This window comes from Gilliamella sp. Occ3-1 (assembly GCF_001690655.1).
GTDB lineage: Bacteria > Pseudomonadota > Gammaproteobacteria > Enterobacterales > Orbaceae > Gilliamella > Gilliamella apicola_P.
This window is the reverse complement of sequence record NZ_LZHQ01000027.1, coordinates 43,261-59,275: the sequence shown is the minus strand read 5'-3', so window position 1 is coordinate 59,275 and position 16,015 is coordinate 43,261. Positions and strand designations below refer to the sequence as shown.

The following is a 16,015-nucleotide window of genomic DNA, read 5'->3' as shown; positions in this document are numbered from 1 at the left end:
CTTATCCTCCATGATTCATATTAGGTAAACGAGTATGTTTTTCAACGATTCGCATGACAGTAATCACCACATAGTTAATCAGCATAAAGGCAATCGTGACACCACACAATATTTCGATAATGCTATTGGTTGACTCATTAATGCGATCAATTTCACCAATTAAATCAATTAATCCTATTGTTGATGCAACCGATGAATTTTTAATAATATTGGTCATCTCTGATGTTAATGGTGGAATAATTCGTCGATATGCATTTGGTAATAAAACGTACATATAAGCTTGTCGATTAGTTAAACCAAGTGCAATAGCGGCATATCGTTGGCCTTTAGGTAAAGTTTGAATACCTGTTCGTACTTGTTCTGCTATACGCGCAGATGTAAATAGTCCTAAAGCAATAGCAGCAGTGATAAATGCGCTTATATTTGGCGATAAATAAGAAGTAAACCAAATTCGTAGACTACCACTTAATATTATCGGTAGTATCATATACCACAAAAACATTTGAACAAGCAATGGTATATTACGAAATAGCTGAATATAACCCGCTGCAAAGTTATTTAGAAACTGATTTTCTAAAGTTCTACATATCCCCACAAGTGACCCTAGCACAAAAGCAATGATCCAAGCAGTGGCTGCTAATGAAACTGTCACAAAAACGCCATCTAATAGCCAATTTAAATAAATCCCATCACCATAAGGAGTATGTTCAAAAAATAGGGTCCAATTAAAACTCATAATATATTAATTCACTAATTTAGATAATGTACTAAATGCAATTGATTTAGTACATTGGATTAGAAAGATAAGAAAAGTATTAATCTAATGCTTTATCATTAGGATTGGCAAATAGCTCAACCATTTTAGGCGAAATTTCAAGACTCATATTTACACCTTTTGGTGGAACGGGTTGAGTAAACCATTTATTATATGATTCTAAAGCCTTTCCTGATTTTTGCGTATCGGCAATAGTCTTGTCCATCAATTGTTTAAATTGAGTATCGCCTTTTCTCAACATACAACCATAAGCTTCATAAGAAAGCGGTTCACCAACAATTTTCCATTCAGCTGGATTAATAGCACGAGAACGTTCACCTGCAAGTAGTGCGTCATCCATCAATAATGCTACAGCTCGACCTGTTTCTAATGCATTAAATGCATCACCATGATCTTTTGGTGTAATGATACGAATACCTAAATTATTTTTCATGTTGATTCGGTTTAAACGGATTTCAGACGTTGTACCTGCAGTTGTTACCACGTTTTTACCTTTTAGATCTTCAATACTATTGATGTTGCTATCCGCTTTAACAAGGAATTGCGTACCAACAATAAAAATACTGTTTGAAAAATCAACTGTTTTTTGGCGTTCAAGATTGTTAGTTGTCGAACCACATTCGAAATCATAGGTATAGTTGTTAAGCAGTTGAATGCGAGTCTTAGAAGTAATCGGTAAATATTTTACTTTAAGATCAGGTAAGTTTAATTCTTTTTTAACCGCATCGACGATTAAATTCGAATAATCTTGTGAGTAACCAATTACTTCTTGATTATCACCATAATAGGAGAATGGAATAGAAGATTCTCGATGACCAACAACAATAACACCATTATCTTTAATTTTTGCTAATGTACCACTCAGTTCTTCTGCAACAGCCGAACCGGTCATTAGTCCTAACATTGCAAATGATAATACTAATTTGGTTAATTTTGTCTTTTTGTTCATACTGGTCTCCTACTGATTGGTTTGTATCATATTAAATAATTTTAATATTTTTACAAAGGGTGTATATTATAACTTATTTTTTAGCATAAAAGTACTTTTTACTAGTTATTTATCTATCATTGGAGCTAGATGTAACCAGTGATTAACACAATATTAGATTATTGATTATAACAAGACTTATTAAACCTTGGTTATATTTAAGCAATAATTATGCCAATATTTTGAACTATGAACGTTTTTTTATAAAAAGTGAAATAAACATTAATGCCATTACTACTAAATAAGGCCAATTCCCCCATATAGCATAAGGCGTTAGGCCAGTTGTTGGTGATACAGATGCAGATAATGCGCCTGTTTCAAATTGCGGTAATTTTTTAACAATATTACCATGTGGATCAATAATTGCAGTAATTCCCGTATTAGTACTACGAATTAATGGTCTACCAAATTCAAGCGCTCTAGCTTGCGCCATTTGTAAATGTTGTTTAGGTCCAATACTATCACCAAACCAAGCATCGTTTGAAACAGTAAGTAAAAAATCTGTATCTGGAGAAAAATTTTGCCATATTAAATTAGATAAAATCACTTCATAACAAATGGCTGGGGTAAATTTAAAGCCTTTTATTTGTAATTGAGGCTGTTTTGTTTCGCCAGATTTCATTGAGGACATAGGAATGTTGAGCAGTTCAGCAATTGGTTCAAGTACTGATTCTAACGGTGTAAACTCCCCAAAGGGTACTAGATGGTGTTTTTTATAACGGTTGATAGTTGGATATTGATAAGGTTCCTTTTCTCCTAATACTAATAAAGTATTGTAGATATATCCATTAGATTGATAACCATATTCACCAAAGCGATAATCAATAATACCAACAGCTATTTCAGAATCATGGGCTCGGGCTTCGTTATCCAGATATTGTAAAAAAGATTGTTGATTTATTTCGTAATCGGTGATACTGGCCTCTGACCAAATGATAATTTTATCTTTACCAAAGTTTTGTTTAGTCAGTTTTGTATAGGTTTGTAATGTGTCATTAAGTTGCTCTTTTGTCCAACGAATTGACTGCGAAATATTCCCCTGAATTAAAACAAAATTAGCTGAACGTGTGTCATTAACTTTAGTCCAATTAATATTATTGAATAAAACCGGTGCAAATAAGATCGCAAGTAGTGCAATTAATGCACCAAGTATATGCTTCCTGTGCATTTTGTTATTTATTGTTTTTATGCAATAAACAAATAATCCACACAAAATTGTTAGCAGTAAATTGACTCCATCAATCCCCAATACAGGAAAATAGCCTTTTAATGGGCTATCTAGTTGACTATAACCGAGTTGCAACCAAGCAAATCCGGTTAAAATATACCCTCGTAAGAATTCGGTTAATTGCCAAAGCACAGGAGCAAGAAATATAAGTTGTTTAAATGAAAATTGTCCAGCAAAACGATTTGCCATCCTTAATAGAAAAGCAAATAGCATAGGATAAAGCGACAAATATAGGATTAAAAGGCCTAAGATGATAATGGCAATGGGAGCGGGTAACTCTCCATATTGCTTAATACTGATATAAACCCAATGGATCCCTGCGGCAAAATAGCCAATGCCCCAACTTAATCCCAGTAACATAGCTTGTTTTTTAGAACTATCAGCAATAAGCCATAAAAGACCGGCAAACGATACAAAAGCTAGAGGCCAAATATGAAATGGAGCATAACTAAAAACCGCTATACCACCAAAAATTAGGCTTAATAATATTTTTTTAAGCATTTTCAGGTAACTCTAAATTAGGCACGGTAGCCCCATCAGGAATAGTCACATGCAATTGAATGATTCGTCTTCGATCTGCAATGGTAACTTTAAATTGATAGCCGTCAATGGTAATGGTTTCTCCGCGTAAGGGTAAGCGTCCAAAATGTTGCATTACCAGTCCTCCAATGGTATCCATCTCATCATCACTAAAATCAGTTGAAAATATTTCATTAAAATCTTCCACTGGAGTGAGGGCTCGCACAGTATAAACCGATTGCGTTAAGCGACGAATATCGCGATCTTCAACTTCATCATACTCATCTTCAATATCGCCCACGATGAGTTCTAAAATATCTTCAATAGTCACAAGCCCCGAAACACCACCAAATTCATCAATAGCCATTGCCATATGATAGCGCTGCATACGAAACTCTTTTAACATATGATCGACACGTTTACTTTCGGGAACAACAACGGTTGGTCTGAGAATTTTTTTGAGATCGAAATTATCAATACCTTGGCGAATAAAAATCAAAAGATCTTTAGCCAATAAAATGCCTTCTATGTGATCCCTATCTTCACTAATAACAGGATAACGAGAATGCCCATGTTCAGAAATAATATCTAGACACTCATCAAGTGAATAATTGTCTTTTATGGTAACAATTTGAGAGCGAGGAATCATAATATCGCGAACGCGTTGTTCTGCTATATCCATTACCCCTTCAATCATATCTAAGGTATCAGGATCGATAAGTTCGTTTTCTTCGGCTTCGCGGATCACTTCGATCAGTTCTTCTTTATCTTTTGGTTCTGAATGAAATAACTGACTTAACCATAATGCAAACCCTTTTTTAGGTCTCCGGTGATTATCATCACTCATTTGCTCTTTTCCTTTCTTACTTTGTTATTAATTTAAATTATTTTATATATTTTGCTTAGTTAGCTAAATTGCCATCGAACTAAACTGCCCATTGAGTATTTTTATTCATCAACGGGTTGATAAGGATCTTCAAATCCCAATTGTTGCATAATATCAATTTCGATATTTTCCATTTCTTCAGCTTCTTCGTCAAGAATATGATCATAACCGAGTAAATGTAAACAACCATGTACAATCATATGTGCCCAGTGCGAAGTTAATGATTTATGTTGTTGCTCAGCTTCAGCTTCAACCACTTGCTTACAAATAATTAGATCACCCAATAAAGGAACATCGATCTCGATTGGGGATTCAAACGGAAAAGATAAAACGTTAGTTGGTTTATCTTTATGACGATAGGTACAATTTAATTGCTGACTTTCTTGTTTATCGACAATACGGATAGTGAGCTCGGCGTTATCCATAAACTGAGGTAAAATAACCTCTAACCATTGCATAATTTGCGCTTCGGTAGGCAAATTTTGGTTATCTTCTGTAGCAATTTGCAAATCTAAAATAATTGCGCTCATCATATTCACCTTACTTTATTATTCACGATGATAAGGATGATTAGTGGTTAAACTCCATGCACGGTAAAGGCTTTCAGCTACAATAACCCGCACTAAAGGATGAGGTAGGGTAAGTGGCGACAGTGACCAACTCTGTTCCGCCGCCGCTTTGCAAGCAGGAGATAACCCCTCAGGGCCACCAATTAATAAACTCATATCACGGCCATCTACTTTCCAACGTTCTAATTGTTCAGCTAAATTATGCGTCGTGTAAGGTTTACCTGGAATATCAAGAGTTACAATGCGATTGCCTTTACCACAGGCACTTAACATTGCTTCGCCTTCTTTATCTAAGATCCGTACAATATCTGCATTTTTGGTACGTTTTCCAGCGGGGATTTCAATAAGCTCTAAAGGCATATCTTTAGGAAATCGTGATTGATAATCATTAAAAGCAGTGGTAATCCAGTTTGGCATTTTATTGCCAACAGCAATAAGCTGTATCTTCACGTGATTAACTCCAAAGCTTCTCAAGTTCGTAAAGCTGACGGCTTTCTTCTTGCATTATATGTACAATGACCGCATCCATATCAACTACGACCCAATCGGCATCACTTTTACCTTCGCTACCTAACACCAAATGACCTTGTTTTTTTGCTTCATCAAGTAAATGGTTAGCAATAGAGGAAACATGACGGTTTGAAGTGCCAGTACAAATAATCATATAATCGGTAATACTTGATTTTCCACGAACATCAAGGGTAACAATGTCTTTTCCTTTTAGATCATCAATCTTATCAATAATAAAATCTTGTAACGACTGCTGCAAAATAATCTCTCTTATTTATTAAAAATAAAGCGCCATTATAGCATATATTTTAAAAATAACGGTGATGAATAATTTGTGTATGTATTTATTTGGAGGTGACAAAATATATCGATATTGAGCAATATAATTCATACTCCTTTATTAATATTTGTTTGCTAATGCAAAATAGTATTATTTAAATCTACCTGAAAAGGCGATTTTTTAATTATCTGTTTTCTTTTTTCTCTATTTATTCTAAATTCAGTTAGCACCTTTGTTAACGACAATAAAACCACATAGAAGAAAACTGCTGAAATTATAGCTAATAAACATAGATATATGGGTTGTAATTGTGACACATAGGTGGAAGCATCCTAAAGGATGCAGCTTCCGTAATATTAGTTTTAAACAAAAAAAGAAAAATTTGATTTTCTTTTCAAAATATTAATCGGATTTTGGAAAGGTTTCGTGTAACTATTTTAAATATCACAACTTACTCCCAAAAAAAGAGGCTACATTTAAGTTGTTTTATTATAATATTCTGATTTAATTAAAAATTAATTATTTACCTGAACATATTTATAAGGAAAACTTTTAGTTTTTTACAATTTCCGAAAGTTAATATTGCCCTTTATCAGCAATGAATGACATATAAATTAAACCATTTATTAAAGCGAAATAATTCGATCAAACAGCGGATTATCAGTCAAACGATGCGTAACCATGATTAGTGTTTTATCTTTGCATGTTTGTTTTATCAATTGGATAATTTGTTGTTCTGTTCGTTGATCAAGGCTTTCTGTTGGTTCATCCATTAAAATTAAAGGGGAATTATGCAGTAATGCTCTTGCAATGCCTATACGGCGAATTTCACCGCCAGATAAAGTACGTCCGCCTTGTCCAATTAGCATATCTAAACCTTGTTCTGTAGTTAGTAATTTGTCCAATTCAACTTGATATAGAACCTCAATAAGCTGTTGATCAGTTGCATTAGGATTACCAATGAGTAAATTTTTCCGTAAAGTCTCACTAAAAATAGTAATAACTTGCGGAACCATTGCAATGGCTTGTCGCAAAGTTTTTTCATCCAGTTGATTTATTGGGGTATCATTAAAATAAATATTGCCGGAGCTTGCCTCCCAAGTCCGATTTACTAGGCTTAATAATGTTGATTTACCACAACCTGTTTTACCAATTATTCCAATATGTTCACCTTGTTCAACCGTTAAGGAAAAATCAGTTAATATCGCAAAAGGTTGATTTGGGTAGCTGAAATTAATTTGTTCAAATTTTAATTTTGCCGTAGTTAAATCTATCGCTTTACCTTTAGAAACAAATTGAATGTCGGGTGTTTGATTAAAAATACCCGTTGTGCGTGTTGCGGAAGTCAGTACTTGCCCTAAAAAGATAAATGCGCTAGGAATTGGCATGAGTATTTCAGCACTTGCAAGACTAACAAATACAAATAGTGCTACTAAAGGGGATAGGGTGTATTGGGTAATTAGCCATAGAACAAGCAACGTTAAAAATCCAGCAATCAGCACAATCAATGCGCTTGATAGTGCCATTAATGTTGATTGACGTTGCTGGTTATAAAGCCAGTTTGATTCAAGCTTATCAAGTTTAGCACGATAGCGTGGTTGTGCATTAAATAGGATAAGTTCAGCTTGTCCTTGTAGATAATTAATTAATAATAAACGATATTCACTTTGTTGTTTAGCTAGTGTTTTGCCGAGTTGTTTTCCTGCTTGATAAAAAATGACCGGAACCACAAGTAAGGTGGTTGTAAGGATAATAGTAATAATTAACGCAATAGGTAAGTTTATATTTGCTAACCCAATAAACAAAACAACAATGGTAACAAGTGCGGTTACAATAGGTGAAAAAAGTTTTAGGTATAAGTGATCAAGTGCGTCAATATCGACAATAAAGCGATTAAGCAAGTCAGCCCGTTGGTAGTGGGCTAATTGATTGGCACTTAAGGGCAAAATCTTACGGAAAGCTAACGTTCTTAAATAAGCTAAGATTTTAAATGTAGTATTATGATCAACTAAACGCTCCATATAGCGAGCGGCGGTTCGAATAATTGCCGCAGCACGAACACCAGCAGCAGGCAACATATAATTGAAAGTATACAAACCTGCAACGCCAACAAAAGCGGTAGAAGCCAAAAACCAGCCTGATAATGATAGCAAGAATACGCTGGCAAATAGGGTAAGAATTGACAAAAATAATCCCAATAAAATTTGCCCAAAATAGTGTTTATATAGTGCGATATAAGGGCGTAATATAGCTAGCATAAATCCCCCTTGATATCACAGTGTAGCTTACCATTAGCCAATTGCCAGATTTGTTTAAAATCTTGCATGTCATCTGTTTGATGAGTAATTGTAATGCTATTAGGGGCAATGTATTGCTGATCCAAATTTTGGATAGTTTGTTTATCTAAACTAGCAGTTGGTTCATCAAGAATCAATAATTGACAAGATTTTAGCATTGCTCTGGCTAAGGCGATCCGCTGTGCTTGTCCAACTGATAAACGTACTGCATCTTCGCCAACTTGGGTTTTGATGCCTTGTGGTAATTTAGCAATAACTTCGGTCAATTGGGTTTTGGCTATCACGTTATCCAGTTCATGGTTGGTTGCATTTTGTTTACCCAATAAAATATTTTCACGGATAGTACCATTAATCAAGTAAGGATTTTGACCAATCCAGCTTACTTGCAGTTGCCAATCACTAATATCTAATTGATTAAATTCAATACCATTAATCTTTAGTGAGCCTTGATAAGGTAAAAAGCCGAGTAGTACTTGTATTAACGAAGTTTTACCCTCGCCACTAGTTCCTATTAGAGCTAATTTAAATGGTGCTTGCAAGCTAAACGATAATGGACCAACGATAGGTTGTTGTTCGTTAGATAATACAATTAAATTATCTGCTTTAATTGTTTTTAATGGCTCAGTCAATTTTATGTTTGTTATATTATCATTGGCTTGTTTTGGTGCGATTTTTTTACTTAAAAAAGTTTCGATATTATCTGCTGCTGCGATTGCTTCAGCTTTGGCATGATAGTAAGTGCCCAAATCACGTAAAGGTTGAAAGTATTCAGGGGCTAACATTAGCGCAAAAAAACCAGCAAATAAAGTAACAGTTCCATTATATGCACCAAAATCGAATTCGCCTAAATACGAAAATCCAAAATAAACCGCCACAATGGCGATTGAAATAGAAGTAAAAAACTCCAATACGGCTGAAGATAAAAAGGCTATTTTGAGCACTTGCATAGTTTTAATACGAAAATCTTCAGAGGCAATGGCTATTTCGTTAGTTTGTTTTTCGCCTTGGTTGAATAATCGAATGGTATTGAGTCCTTTTAAACGATCTAAAAAATGACCGCTTAAATATGCGAGCGCTTTAAAATGACGACGATTAATATCAGCGGCTCCCATTCCCACTAAAATCATAAAAATAGGAATTAGGGGGGCGGTGCACAGCAAAATTGTAGCAGCAGCCCAGTTAAATGGGAAGATAGCAATACAGATTAAAATCGGTGCCATGCCTGCCAATCGCATTTGGGGAAGATAACGGGCAAAAAAGTCATGCAATTTATCAACTTGTTCAATAAGCAACGTACTCCATGCGCCGATCGTGCTTTGATTTAAATAAGCAGGCCCATGCAACTCAAGTTGATCAATTAATTGCTGTCGAATTTGCTGACGAACTTTTTTGCCTATGGCAAAGTTGATCTTTTCGCGTAGATAAATTAAACCTGCTCGACCAAGTAACACTGCAACTAGTGCGCCCAAAAAAGGCAGAATATCCACAAAATAGTGTTGTTCAATAATAATTTTTTGCAAAATTACAGCGAGCAATGCAGATTGAATAATGACTAATATAGTTAAAACAAAACTGGTTAAAATTGAAGCACGAAAATTAGTTTTATGCATTTTTGCTTGCTGTTTTAACCAGCCAAGTAGATAGGTCTGGCGTTTTTTATCTAATGACATAAAGATCTTTACTGCTTATTTTAAATTATCCAAATAATGTTCTGCATCTAAAGCAGCCATACAGCCTGTACCTGCTGAAGTGATTGCTTGCCGATAGACATGATCCATTACATCACCAGCAGCAAAAATCCCTTCGACACTGGTTTGAGTAGCGTTGCCTTGCGTGCCTGATTGTACTTTGATATAACCGCCATTTAGTTCAAGTTGACCTTCAAATATAGCGGTGTTTGGTTTGTGACCAATAGCGATAAACACGCCTAAAACCGATAACTCTTCGGTAATATTAGGATGTTGTGAGCTACGGATTCTAACTCCAGTTACTCCCATGTTATCCCCTAAAACTTCATCAACTACACGATGAGTATGTAGGATAACTTTACCTTCTTTAATTTTTTGATCTAAGCGATCCATTAAGATTTTTTCTGCTCTAAAGATATCTCGACGGTGAATTAAATGTACTTCACTCGCGATATTGGCTAAATAAAGCGTTTCTTCAACCGCAGTATTGCCACCACCCACTACGGCAACTTTTTGGTTGCGATAGAAAAATCCATCACAGGTAGCACAAGCCGACACACCTTTACTTTTGAATGCTTCTTCTGACGGTAAACCAAGGTATTGCGCTGATGCGCCAGTTGCAATAATAAGCGCATCACAACTGTATTGCGTTTCGCTACCATAAAGCTTAAATGGCTTTGTGCTAAACTCAACACGATCAATTTGATCTAAAATAATTTCAGTATTAAATCTTTCTGCATGTTCTTTCATCTTAACCATTAATTCTGGTCCTGTTAAATCAGGAGCACCGGCTGGCCAGTTTTCAAGATCGGTTGTGGTTGTTAGTTGCCCACCTTCTTGCATTCCAGTAATTAACACGGGGGAAAGGTTAGCTCGTGCAGCATAAACAGCAGCAGTGTAACCGGCAGGACCAGAGCCAAGTATTAATAAACGAGCATGTTTGGTTTTCATTTTAAATCCTTACTTATTTTAAAACTTTGACAATTTTAGGCAAAATTAACGCAATTTATTGCCAATAAGTCTAACATTATCAATCGTTATAATGTAAAAGAATTGTTTATTGTAGCAATAGGTAATCATAATAGGCTTTTTTGTATTGCGTTAATTTTCATTAAACTAAAAGTTTATCTTTTTATTTTCAATTATTTTAAATACATTTATTCTTTATTTAAACTACATTAATTTTTGTTTTTGTTTTTACTGTTTAGAATATGCGATTTTCTTATTCTGATATCCTTTATCTGAAATTTTTTATTATTTAATAAGATATTTTTGATTATTGGTTTAGTTAACATCCTAACAGTAGGAGAGAAGATGAGTAATCCTTCAAAAAAAAGTGTCGAAGCTGTACTTACAAAAATTAATTGGGCTCAAGAGATTTTAAACTCAGTACAACAAAATATTACTGATCCTCAGATAGGTAATATTTTATCTGGAATTTCCTTTATTATGGATTCAGCTTCATCTGAAGCCGAAGCGCTTTATCAAACAATAGAATAATATTAATCTTTTTCTATTTATCTACACCTTCATTCGCCGTTGCTTGCTTGAAGGTGTTCATTGTTTAATTCGTTTCGCTGTTATCAGATAGATACGTTGTTAAGTCTGAAAGTGGCCAACGGATATGCGCTGTTGGTTCATTAATTCGATAACCAAAAGTTAAGCAAAGTCCTATCCCGAATGAGTCGCCACCAAATTGTGGAATATATTTTTCTAGAATCTTTATGACTTTATCATGATCGAATCCACCAATAGCACATGAATCAATACCACGAAATGCCGCTGCAGTCATCATATTGGCGCAAGCAATATAATCTTGCATTTCTGACCAGTGATTAATTGTTAAACCGTCAGCGAGTCCTTGTTCACAAAAATTGATAAATGCTTGGCAGGCGATGTCAATAGTAGTTTGATTATCTGGATCAGGTAAAGTGCGTGCAATTGAACGTCGCAAATAATCACTCTGTAACGTAAAATTATTGGCTTTGCGGTAAAGTACAATTACAAAATGTGAACAGCTGGTAACTTGTTCTTGGTTATAGCAAACATTACGTAATTCAACTTTTATCTTGTGACTATCAACAACCACAAAATGCCATGGCTCCATGCCAAATGATGAAGGAGATTGACGACCCGCTTCTAAAATATATTTAATATCATCATCATTAATTTTTTTGGTATTATCAAATTTTTTACATGCATGTCTAAAGTCGAATGCTTGGGTTAGTTTGTCCATATTTTCTCCTAAGATTGGTTATTCCACGGGGCAACTTTTAACAATAATAACATACCGGGAAAAGCAAGAATAAAACATAACCAAAAAAAGTTTGTCCATCCTAAGTGTTCAACCATAAAACCGGTAGATGCATTAATTAGAGTTCTTGGCACTGAAGCAATGCTGGTAAATAAAGCAAATTGTGTAGCGGTATAAAGTGGATTAGTTGTTTTAGCAATAAACGCTACAAAAGCAGCCGAACCAAGACCGACACCAAGCGATTCAATCCCTATCACTATGGCTAATAACGTTTTTTGAAATATTCCTATTGTATTAAAAGGTCCTTCTATAGAAAGCCAAATAAATCCTAAAATTGATATAACTTGGACAACACCAAAAGACCATAATGCTCGGTTTATGCCTATTTTTATCATCAAAATGCCACCAATTAATGCACCAAATACACTTGGCCACAAAGAAGCATTTTTGGCAATCCAACCAATATCAGGGCGACTATAGCCCATTTGTAAGTAGAAAGGTGTGGCTAAGGATGTAGCCATACTATCGCCCAATTTATATAAAAAGATAAATGTTAAAATCAATATTGCTGTTTTAGGTCCATTTCGAGTAATAAATTCACTAAATGGTTTAATGATAACATCTTCGAAATCATGTTTTTTGCATGTTTGACTAATCGGCTCTTTTACTAGTAGTGTCATTATGATAGCAGGTAGCATAAATAGTGCGGTAATGATGAAAACACTATTCCATGGTAGAGAGTTTGATAATATAAGTGATAATGAACCTGGTACTAATCCAGCAATCCGATAGGCGTTAGTATGAATACTGTTTCCAAGGCCTAATTCTTTATCAAGTAATAGTTCTCGTCTAAAAGCATCGAGAGCAACATCCTGCGTTGCTGAAAACAGAGCAATAATAAAGGAGATAGTTGCGATTAACCAGATGTCTAACGATGGCGAAAAAAATCCCAATATTGCAATTGAAAAGATAAGTACTATTTGAGAACCAAGCATCCAACCTCGTCGCCTGCCTAAATTAAACAATGAAAAGCCATCCATAAATGGTGACCAGATAAATTTTAAAATATAGGGAATTTGTGTTAATGAAAAAATACCTATCGTTTTGATATTTATACTTTCACTTTCCAACCAAGCCGGTAATAGTTGTAATAATAAATAAAAAGGAAGCCCAGAAGCAAAACCCGTAAAAATGCAGATCAGCATCTTGGTAGTAAAAATGGTTTTTAAAAGTGAATTTTGCGAATCATTCATTATTTAACTTTATTGTTAGTTTTTGGCAAAGTGTTATCATAGCACACAACATATAAAAAATAATTCTGCAAGCCAAGATTGATCGTTTTATCCAAAGTTATGTTTTCAATATAAGAAAGTTATGTGCAATAGCTTTTTTAAAGCTAGAGATTCATTATTTTAGCTGTTCTTTGTTAAAAAGTTTCCGGTAACTATGTGTTTCAGTATAAAATTAATGTCAATAATAAATTAACAAACTACCATTAAGAGGGGGTGTAGTAATATGAAAAGTTCAATCAGAGTGGCTGTCTTTAGTAGCAAGCATTATGATAAAGAACATTTAGAGATCGCTAATAAAAAATATGGCTTTGATATCGAATATTATGAACATAAACTTAGCTGTAAAACAGTGGTTACAGCCCAAGGTTATGATGTGGTTTGTGCATTTGTTAATGATGAAGCAGATAAAAAAGTACTAAAAAAATTGGCAAGTTATGGTATTAAGATTTTAGCACTTCGTTGCGCTGGATTTGATAATGTTGATTTAGCTGAGGCTGAAAAGTTAGGTATTACAGTAGTGCGTGTGCCAGCTTATTCGCCTGAAGCGGTTGCAGAGCATGCAGTAGCTTTAATGATGACGTTAAATAGAAGAACGCATAAAGCCTATCAGCGTACTCGTGATGCTAATTTTTCGTTAGATGGATTAACTGGCTTTAATATGCACAATCGTACTGCTGGTGTTATTGGTACGGGCAAAATTGGTCAAGCAGTTATTCGCATTTTGAAAGGTTTTGGTATGCATATTCTTGCCTATGATCCTTATCCTAATGATGTTGCAGTTGAATTAGGAGCGCAATACGTTGAGTTAGATGAGTTATATGCAAAATCTGATGTGATTACGTTACATTGCCCTATGACACCTGAAAATTATCATTTATTGAATAAAGATTCTTTCCAAAAAATGAAAGACGGTGTGATGATTATCAATACTAGTCGTGGCGCATTACTTGATGCAACCGCAGCTATTGATGCATTAAAGAAAACAAAAATTGGTGCTTTAGGCATGGATGTTTATGAAAACGAACGTGATCTCTTTTTTGAAGACAAATCTAATGATGTTATTTTAGATGATGTGTTCCGTCGCTTATCTTCCTGTCATAATGTTATTTTCACGGGGCATCAAGCCTTTTTAACACAAGAAGCATTATTAAATATTTCTGATACGACTTTAAATAATATCAAACAAGTTGTGGATGGGAAACCATGCCCAAACATTGTTAAATAACAACTAATATCTTATGATGTTTTCGATTTTTAATTATTTAATATATGGGTTTTTTATGCAGCGTATTGCCATCTTTATTATTACAATTTTATTGCTAGCAGCTTGTAGTAGTAATAGATCTTCAACATCTCCCATGAAAGAACACCGTGGACATGCAAATGTTAAAGGCGGTGTTTATCTGGAAAAAGATCATAATCAATCTAAAATCGCTAGTGCTTCATTAGACTTAGATAAAGAAAAATTTATTGATAGAATGGTCAGTAAGCATGGTTTTAATCGTCAACAACTCCGTAATGTGCTTGCTCAAGCCAATAAGCTTGATTGGGTAATTAATTTAATGGATAAACAAGCACCAAAAACAACCTCGCCAACGGCACCAAATGGTGCTTGGATTCGATATAAAAATAAATTTATTACACCAAGTAACCTTCCTCGTGGTGTTGAATTTTGGAACCAATACCAAAAAGAATTACAGCGTGCTTATAATGAATATGGAGTGCCACCTGAAATTATTGTTGGCATTATTGGCGTTGAAACAGGTTGGGGTAGAGTGATGGGAAAAACTAAAATCATTGATGCCTTGTCAACTCTTGCCTTTTACTATCCAAGACGTGCGCAATATTTTTCTAACGAATTAGAAGATTTTTTAGTTATGTGCCGAGATGAAGGCGTTGATCCCTTTGATTTGAGTGGATCATTTGCTGGTGCTATGGGATATGGTCAATTTATGCCATCAGCATTTAGAAGCCACGCTGTTGATTTTAATCATGATGGATATATTGATCTATGGGATCCCGTTGATGCCATTGGTAGTGTGGCAAACTATTTTAAGTCACATGGTTGGCAACGAGGTAAAAAAGTGGCTGTGATGGCCGATGGTCAAGCACTATCACTTGATACTGGGTTTAGTACTAAGTACTCAATTAAAACATTGGCAAAAGCTGGATTAAAACCCCAAAGTTCATTAGATGGGCATACAAAAGTTAGTTTATTGCGTCTTGATATGGGCGATCGTTATCAATACTGGTATGGATTACCGAACTTTTATACTATTACTCGTTATAACCATAGCACCCATTATGCAATGGCTGTTTGGCAATTAGGACTTGCAGTTAAAGAAGCAAGATAGTCATTTAATGGTATTGCATCAAAACTGATAAGGTCGCTTTTGCGGCCTTTTTATTTGTTAATGATGTTTAAGAAATGATTAATTTCGTTGCAAGCAATAATAAAATATACCAAAAAATTTAATTAATTTTTTAATCGATAATTTTTGTGCAAGTTGTACACCTACTTTAGCCATCGAGATGCTTGCTAGCATAATAACTAATACATCACCACCAAAATACTAGCTAATAATCCAGCCAAGGATCCTATCAAAAGGAAGATAATAAACTTAAAAATCATATTCAATCCTTAGAGTAGGGTAACCCAATCTATATAATTATTTATTAAGCAAAGATTAAGATTAGAACATAGATTTTAATTACACATTACTAATATT

Annotated in this window: 15 protein-coding genes; 3 read left to right on the top strand and 12 right to left on the bottom strand. The window is 34.6% G+C overall.

Translation table 11 applies throughout. From position 1 onward, the window contains the following. Position 1: 1 nt before the first annotated feature. From A9G43_RS07725 to trxB, 10 genes are all read right to left on the bottom strand, one after another. On the bottom strand, positions 2–736 hold the full coding sequence (locus A9G43_RS07725; protein WP_065608013.1) for an amino acid ABC transporter permease: 735 nt from the start codon (positions 734–736) through the stop codon (positions 2–4). 79 nt (positions 737–815) lie between these two features. Beyond that, positions 816–1,724, bottom strand: coding sequence for a glutamate/aspartate ABC transporter substrate-binding protein (locus tag A9G43_RS07720; protein WP_065608011.1), 909 nt, complete (start codon positions 1,722–1,724; stop codon positions 816–818). A 226-nt stretch (positions 1,725–1,950) separates the two neighbouring features. Further along, entirely contained in the window at positions 1,951–3,492 is a 1,542-nt protein-coding gene (lnt, locus tag A9G43_RS07715) for an apolipoprotein N-acyltransferase (protein ID WP_065608009.1), read from the bottom strand. Next, complete coding sequence (corC, locus tag A9G43_RS07710) at positions 3,485–4,357, bottom strand: CNNM family magnesium/cobalt transport protein CorC (RefSeq protein WP_065608007.1); 873 nt, start codon at positions 4,355–4,357, stop codon at positions 3,485–3,487. Before corC ends, lnt begins: the two co-directional genes overlap by 8 nt. Positions 4,358–4,458: 101 nt before the next feature. Then, a complete protein-coding gene (gene ybeY, locus A9G43_RS07705) occupies positions 4,459–4,926 on the bottom strand; it encodes an rRNA maturation RNase YbeY (protein ID WP_065608005.1) in 468 nt (155 codons plus the stop codon). 18 nt (positions 4,927–4,944) lie between these two features. Beyond that, on the bottom strand, positions 4,945–5,415 hold the full coding sequence (rlmH, locus tag A9G43_RS07700; protein ID WP_065608003.1) for a 23S rRNA (pseudouridine(1915)-N(3))-methyltransferase RlmH: 471 nt from the start codon (positions 5,413–5,415) through the stop codon (positions 4,945–4,947). Positions 5,416–5,419: 4 nt separating this feature from the next. Then, positions 5,420–5,737, bottom strand: coding sequence for a ribosome silencing factor (gene rsfS, locus A9G43_RS07695; RefSeq protein ID WP_034909992.1), 318 nt, complete (start codon positions 5,735–5,737; stop codon positions 5,420–5,422). A gap of 644 nt (positions 5,738–6,381) precedes the next feature. Next, positions 6,382–8,013 (bottom strand): heme ABC transporter ATP-binding protein/permease CydC, encoded by a 1,632-nt coding sequence (gene cydC / locus A9G43_RS07690; RefSeq protein ID WP_065608001.1) that lies wholly within the window; start codon positions 8,011–8,013, stop codon positions 6,382–6,384. Next, on the bottom strand, positions 8,007–9,722 hold the full coding sequence (cydD, locus tag A9G43_RS07685) for a heme ABC transporter permease/ATP-binding protein CydD (protein WP_065607999.1): 1,716 nt from the start codon (positions 9,720–9,722) through the stop codon (positions 8,007–8,009). The genes cydC and cydD overlap by 7 nt, the downstream gene beginning before the upstream one ends. A gap of 15 nt (positions 9,723–9,737) precedes the next feature. After that, positions 9,738–10,691 (bottom strand): thioredoxin-disulfide reductase, encoded by a 954-nt coding sequence (trxB, locus tag A9G43_RS07680; RefSeq protein ID WP_065607997.1) that lies wholly within the window; start codon positions 10,689–10,691, stop codon positions 9,738–9,740. A 363-nt stretch (positions 10,692–11,054) separates the two neighbouring features. Here trxB and A9G43_RS07675 point away from each other — a divergent pair, with 363 nt between their 5' ends. Continuing rightward, positions 11,055–11,240, top strand: a complete 186-nt coding sequence (locus A9G43_RS07675) for a hypothetical protein (RefSeq protein WP_065607995.1) — start codon at positions 11,055–11,057, stop codon at positions 11,238–11,240. Positions 11,241–11,304: 64 nt separating this feature from the next. Here the strand turns inward: A9G43_RS07675 and A9G43_RS07670 are convergent, their stop codons facing one another. Beyond that, the gene (locus A9G43_RS07670; protein ID WP_065607993.1) at positions 11,305–11,976 is read right to left on the bottom strand and encodes an NAD(P)H-dependent oxidoreductase; all 672 of its coding nucleotides are present in this window, start codon (positions 11,974–11,976) and stop codon (positions 11,305–11,307) included. Between the two features lie 8 nt (positions 11,977–11,984). Then, positions 11,985–13,247 carry an AmpG family muropeptide MFS transporter gene (locus A9G43_RS07665; RefSeq protein ID WP_065607991.1) on the bottom strand — a complete coding sequence of 421 codons (1,263 nt, stop codon included), beginning with the start codon at positions 13,245–13,247 and terminating at the stop codon, positions 11,985–11,987. 274 nt (positions 13,248–13,521) lie between these two features. Between A9G43_RS07665 and A9G43_RS07660 the strand changes: the two genes are divergently transcribed. Both A9G43_RS07660 and mltB read left to right on the top strand, forming a co-directional pair. After that, on the top strand, positions 13,522–14,511 hold the full coding sequence (locus A9G43_RS07660; protein ID WP_065608197.1) for a 2-hydroxyacid dehydrogenase: 990 nt from the start codon (positions 13,522–13,524) through the stop codon (positions 14,509–14,511). A gap of 55 nt (positions 14,512–14,566) precedes the next feature. Continuing rightward, the gene (gene mltB, locus A9G43_RS07655) at positions 14,567–15,640 is read left to right on the top strand and encodes a lytic murein transglycosylase B (RefSeq protein WP_065607989.1); all 1,074 of its coding nucleotides are present in this window, start codon (positions 14,567–14,569) and stop codon (positions 15,638–15,640) included. The last annotated feature ends 375 nt before the right edge of the window (positions 15,641–16,015 follow it).

Excerpts from the sequence above, each read along its gene's own strand:
- cydC (WP_065608001.1), bottom strand. The coding sequence starts at position 8,013 with ATGCTAGCTATATTACGCCCTTATATCGCACTATATAAACACTATTTT.
- A9G43_RS07675 (WP_065607995.1), top strand. The coding sequence starts at position 11,055 with ATGAGTAATCCTTCAAAAAAAAGTGTCGAAGCTGTACTTACAAAAATT.
- trxB (WP_065607997.1), bottom strand. The coding sequence starts at position 10,691 with ATGAAAACCAAACATGCTCGTTTATTAATACTTGGCTCTGGTCCTGCC.
- ybeY (WP_065608005.1), bottom strand. The coding sequence starts at position 4,926 with ATGAGCGCAATTATTTTAGATTTGCAAATTGCTACAGAAGATAACCAA.
- corC (WP_065608007.1), bottom strand. The coding sequence starts at position 4,357 with ATGAGTGATGATAATCACCGGAGACCTAAAAAAGGGTTTGCATTATGG.
- lnt (WP_065608009.1), bottom strand. The coding sequence starts at position 3,492 with ATGCTTAAAAAAATATTATTAAGCCTAATTTTTGGTGGTATAGCGGTT.
- A9G43_RS07670 (WP_065607993.1), bottom strand. The coding sequence starts at position 11,976 with ATGGACAAACTAACCCAAGCATTCGACTTTAGACATGCATGTAAAAAA.
- A9G43_RS07725 (WP_065608013.1), bottom strand. The coding sequence starts at position 736 with ATGAGTTTTAATTGGACCCTATTTTTTGAACATACTCCTTATGGTGAT.
- cydD (WP_065607999.1), bottom strand. The coding sequence starts at position 9,722 with ATGTCATTAGATAAAAAACGCCAGACCTATCTACTTGGCTGGTTAAAA.
- mltB (WP_065607989.1), top strand. The coding sequence starts at position 14,567 with ATGCAGCGTATTGCCATCTTTATTATTACAATTTTATTGCTAGCAGCT.
- A9G43_RS07720 (WP_065608011.1), bottom strand. The coding sequence starts at position 1,724 with ATGAACAAAAAGACAAAATTAACCAAATTAGTATTATCATTTGCAATG.
- A9G43_RS07665 (WP_065607991.1), bottom strand. The coding sequence starts at position 13,247 with ATGAATGATTCGCAAAATTCACTTTTAAAAACCATTTTTACTACCAAG.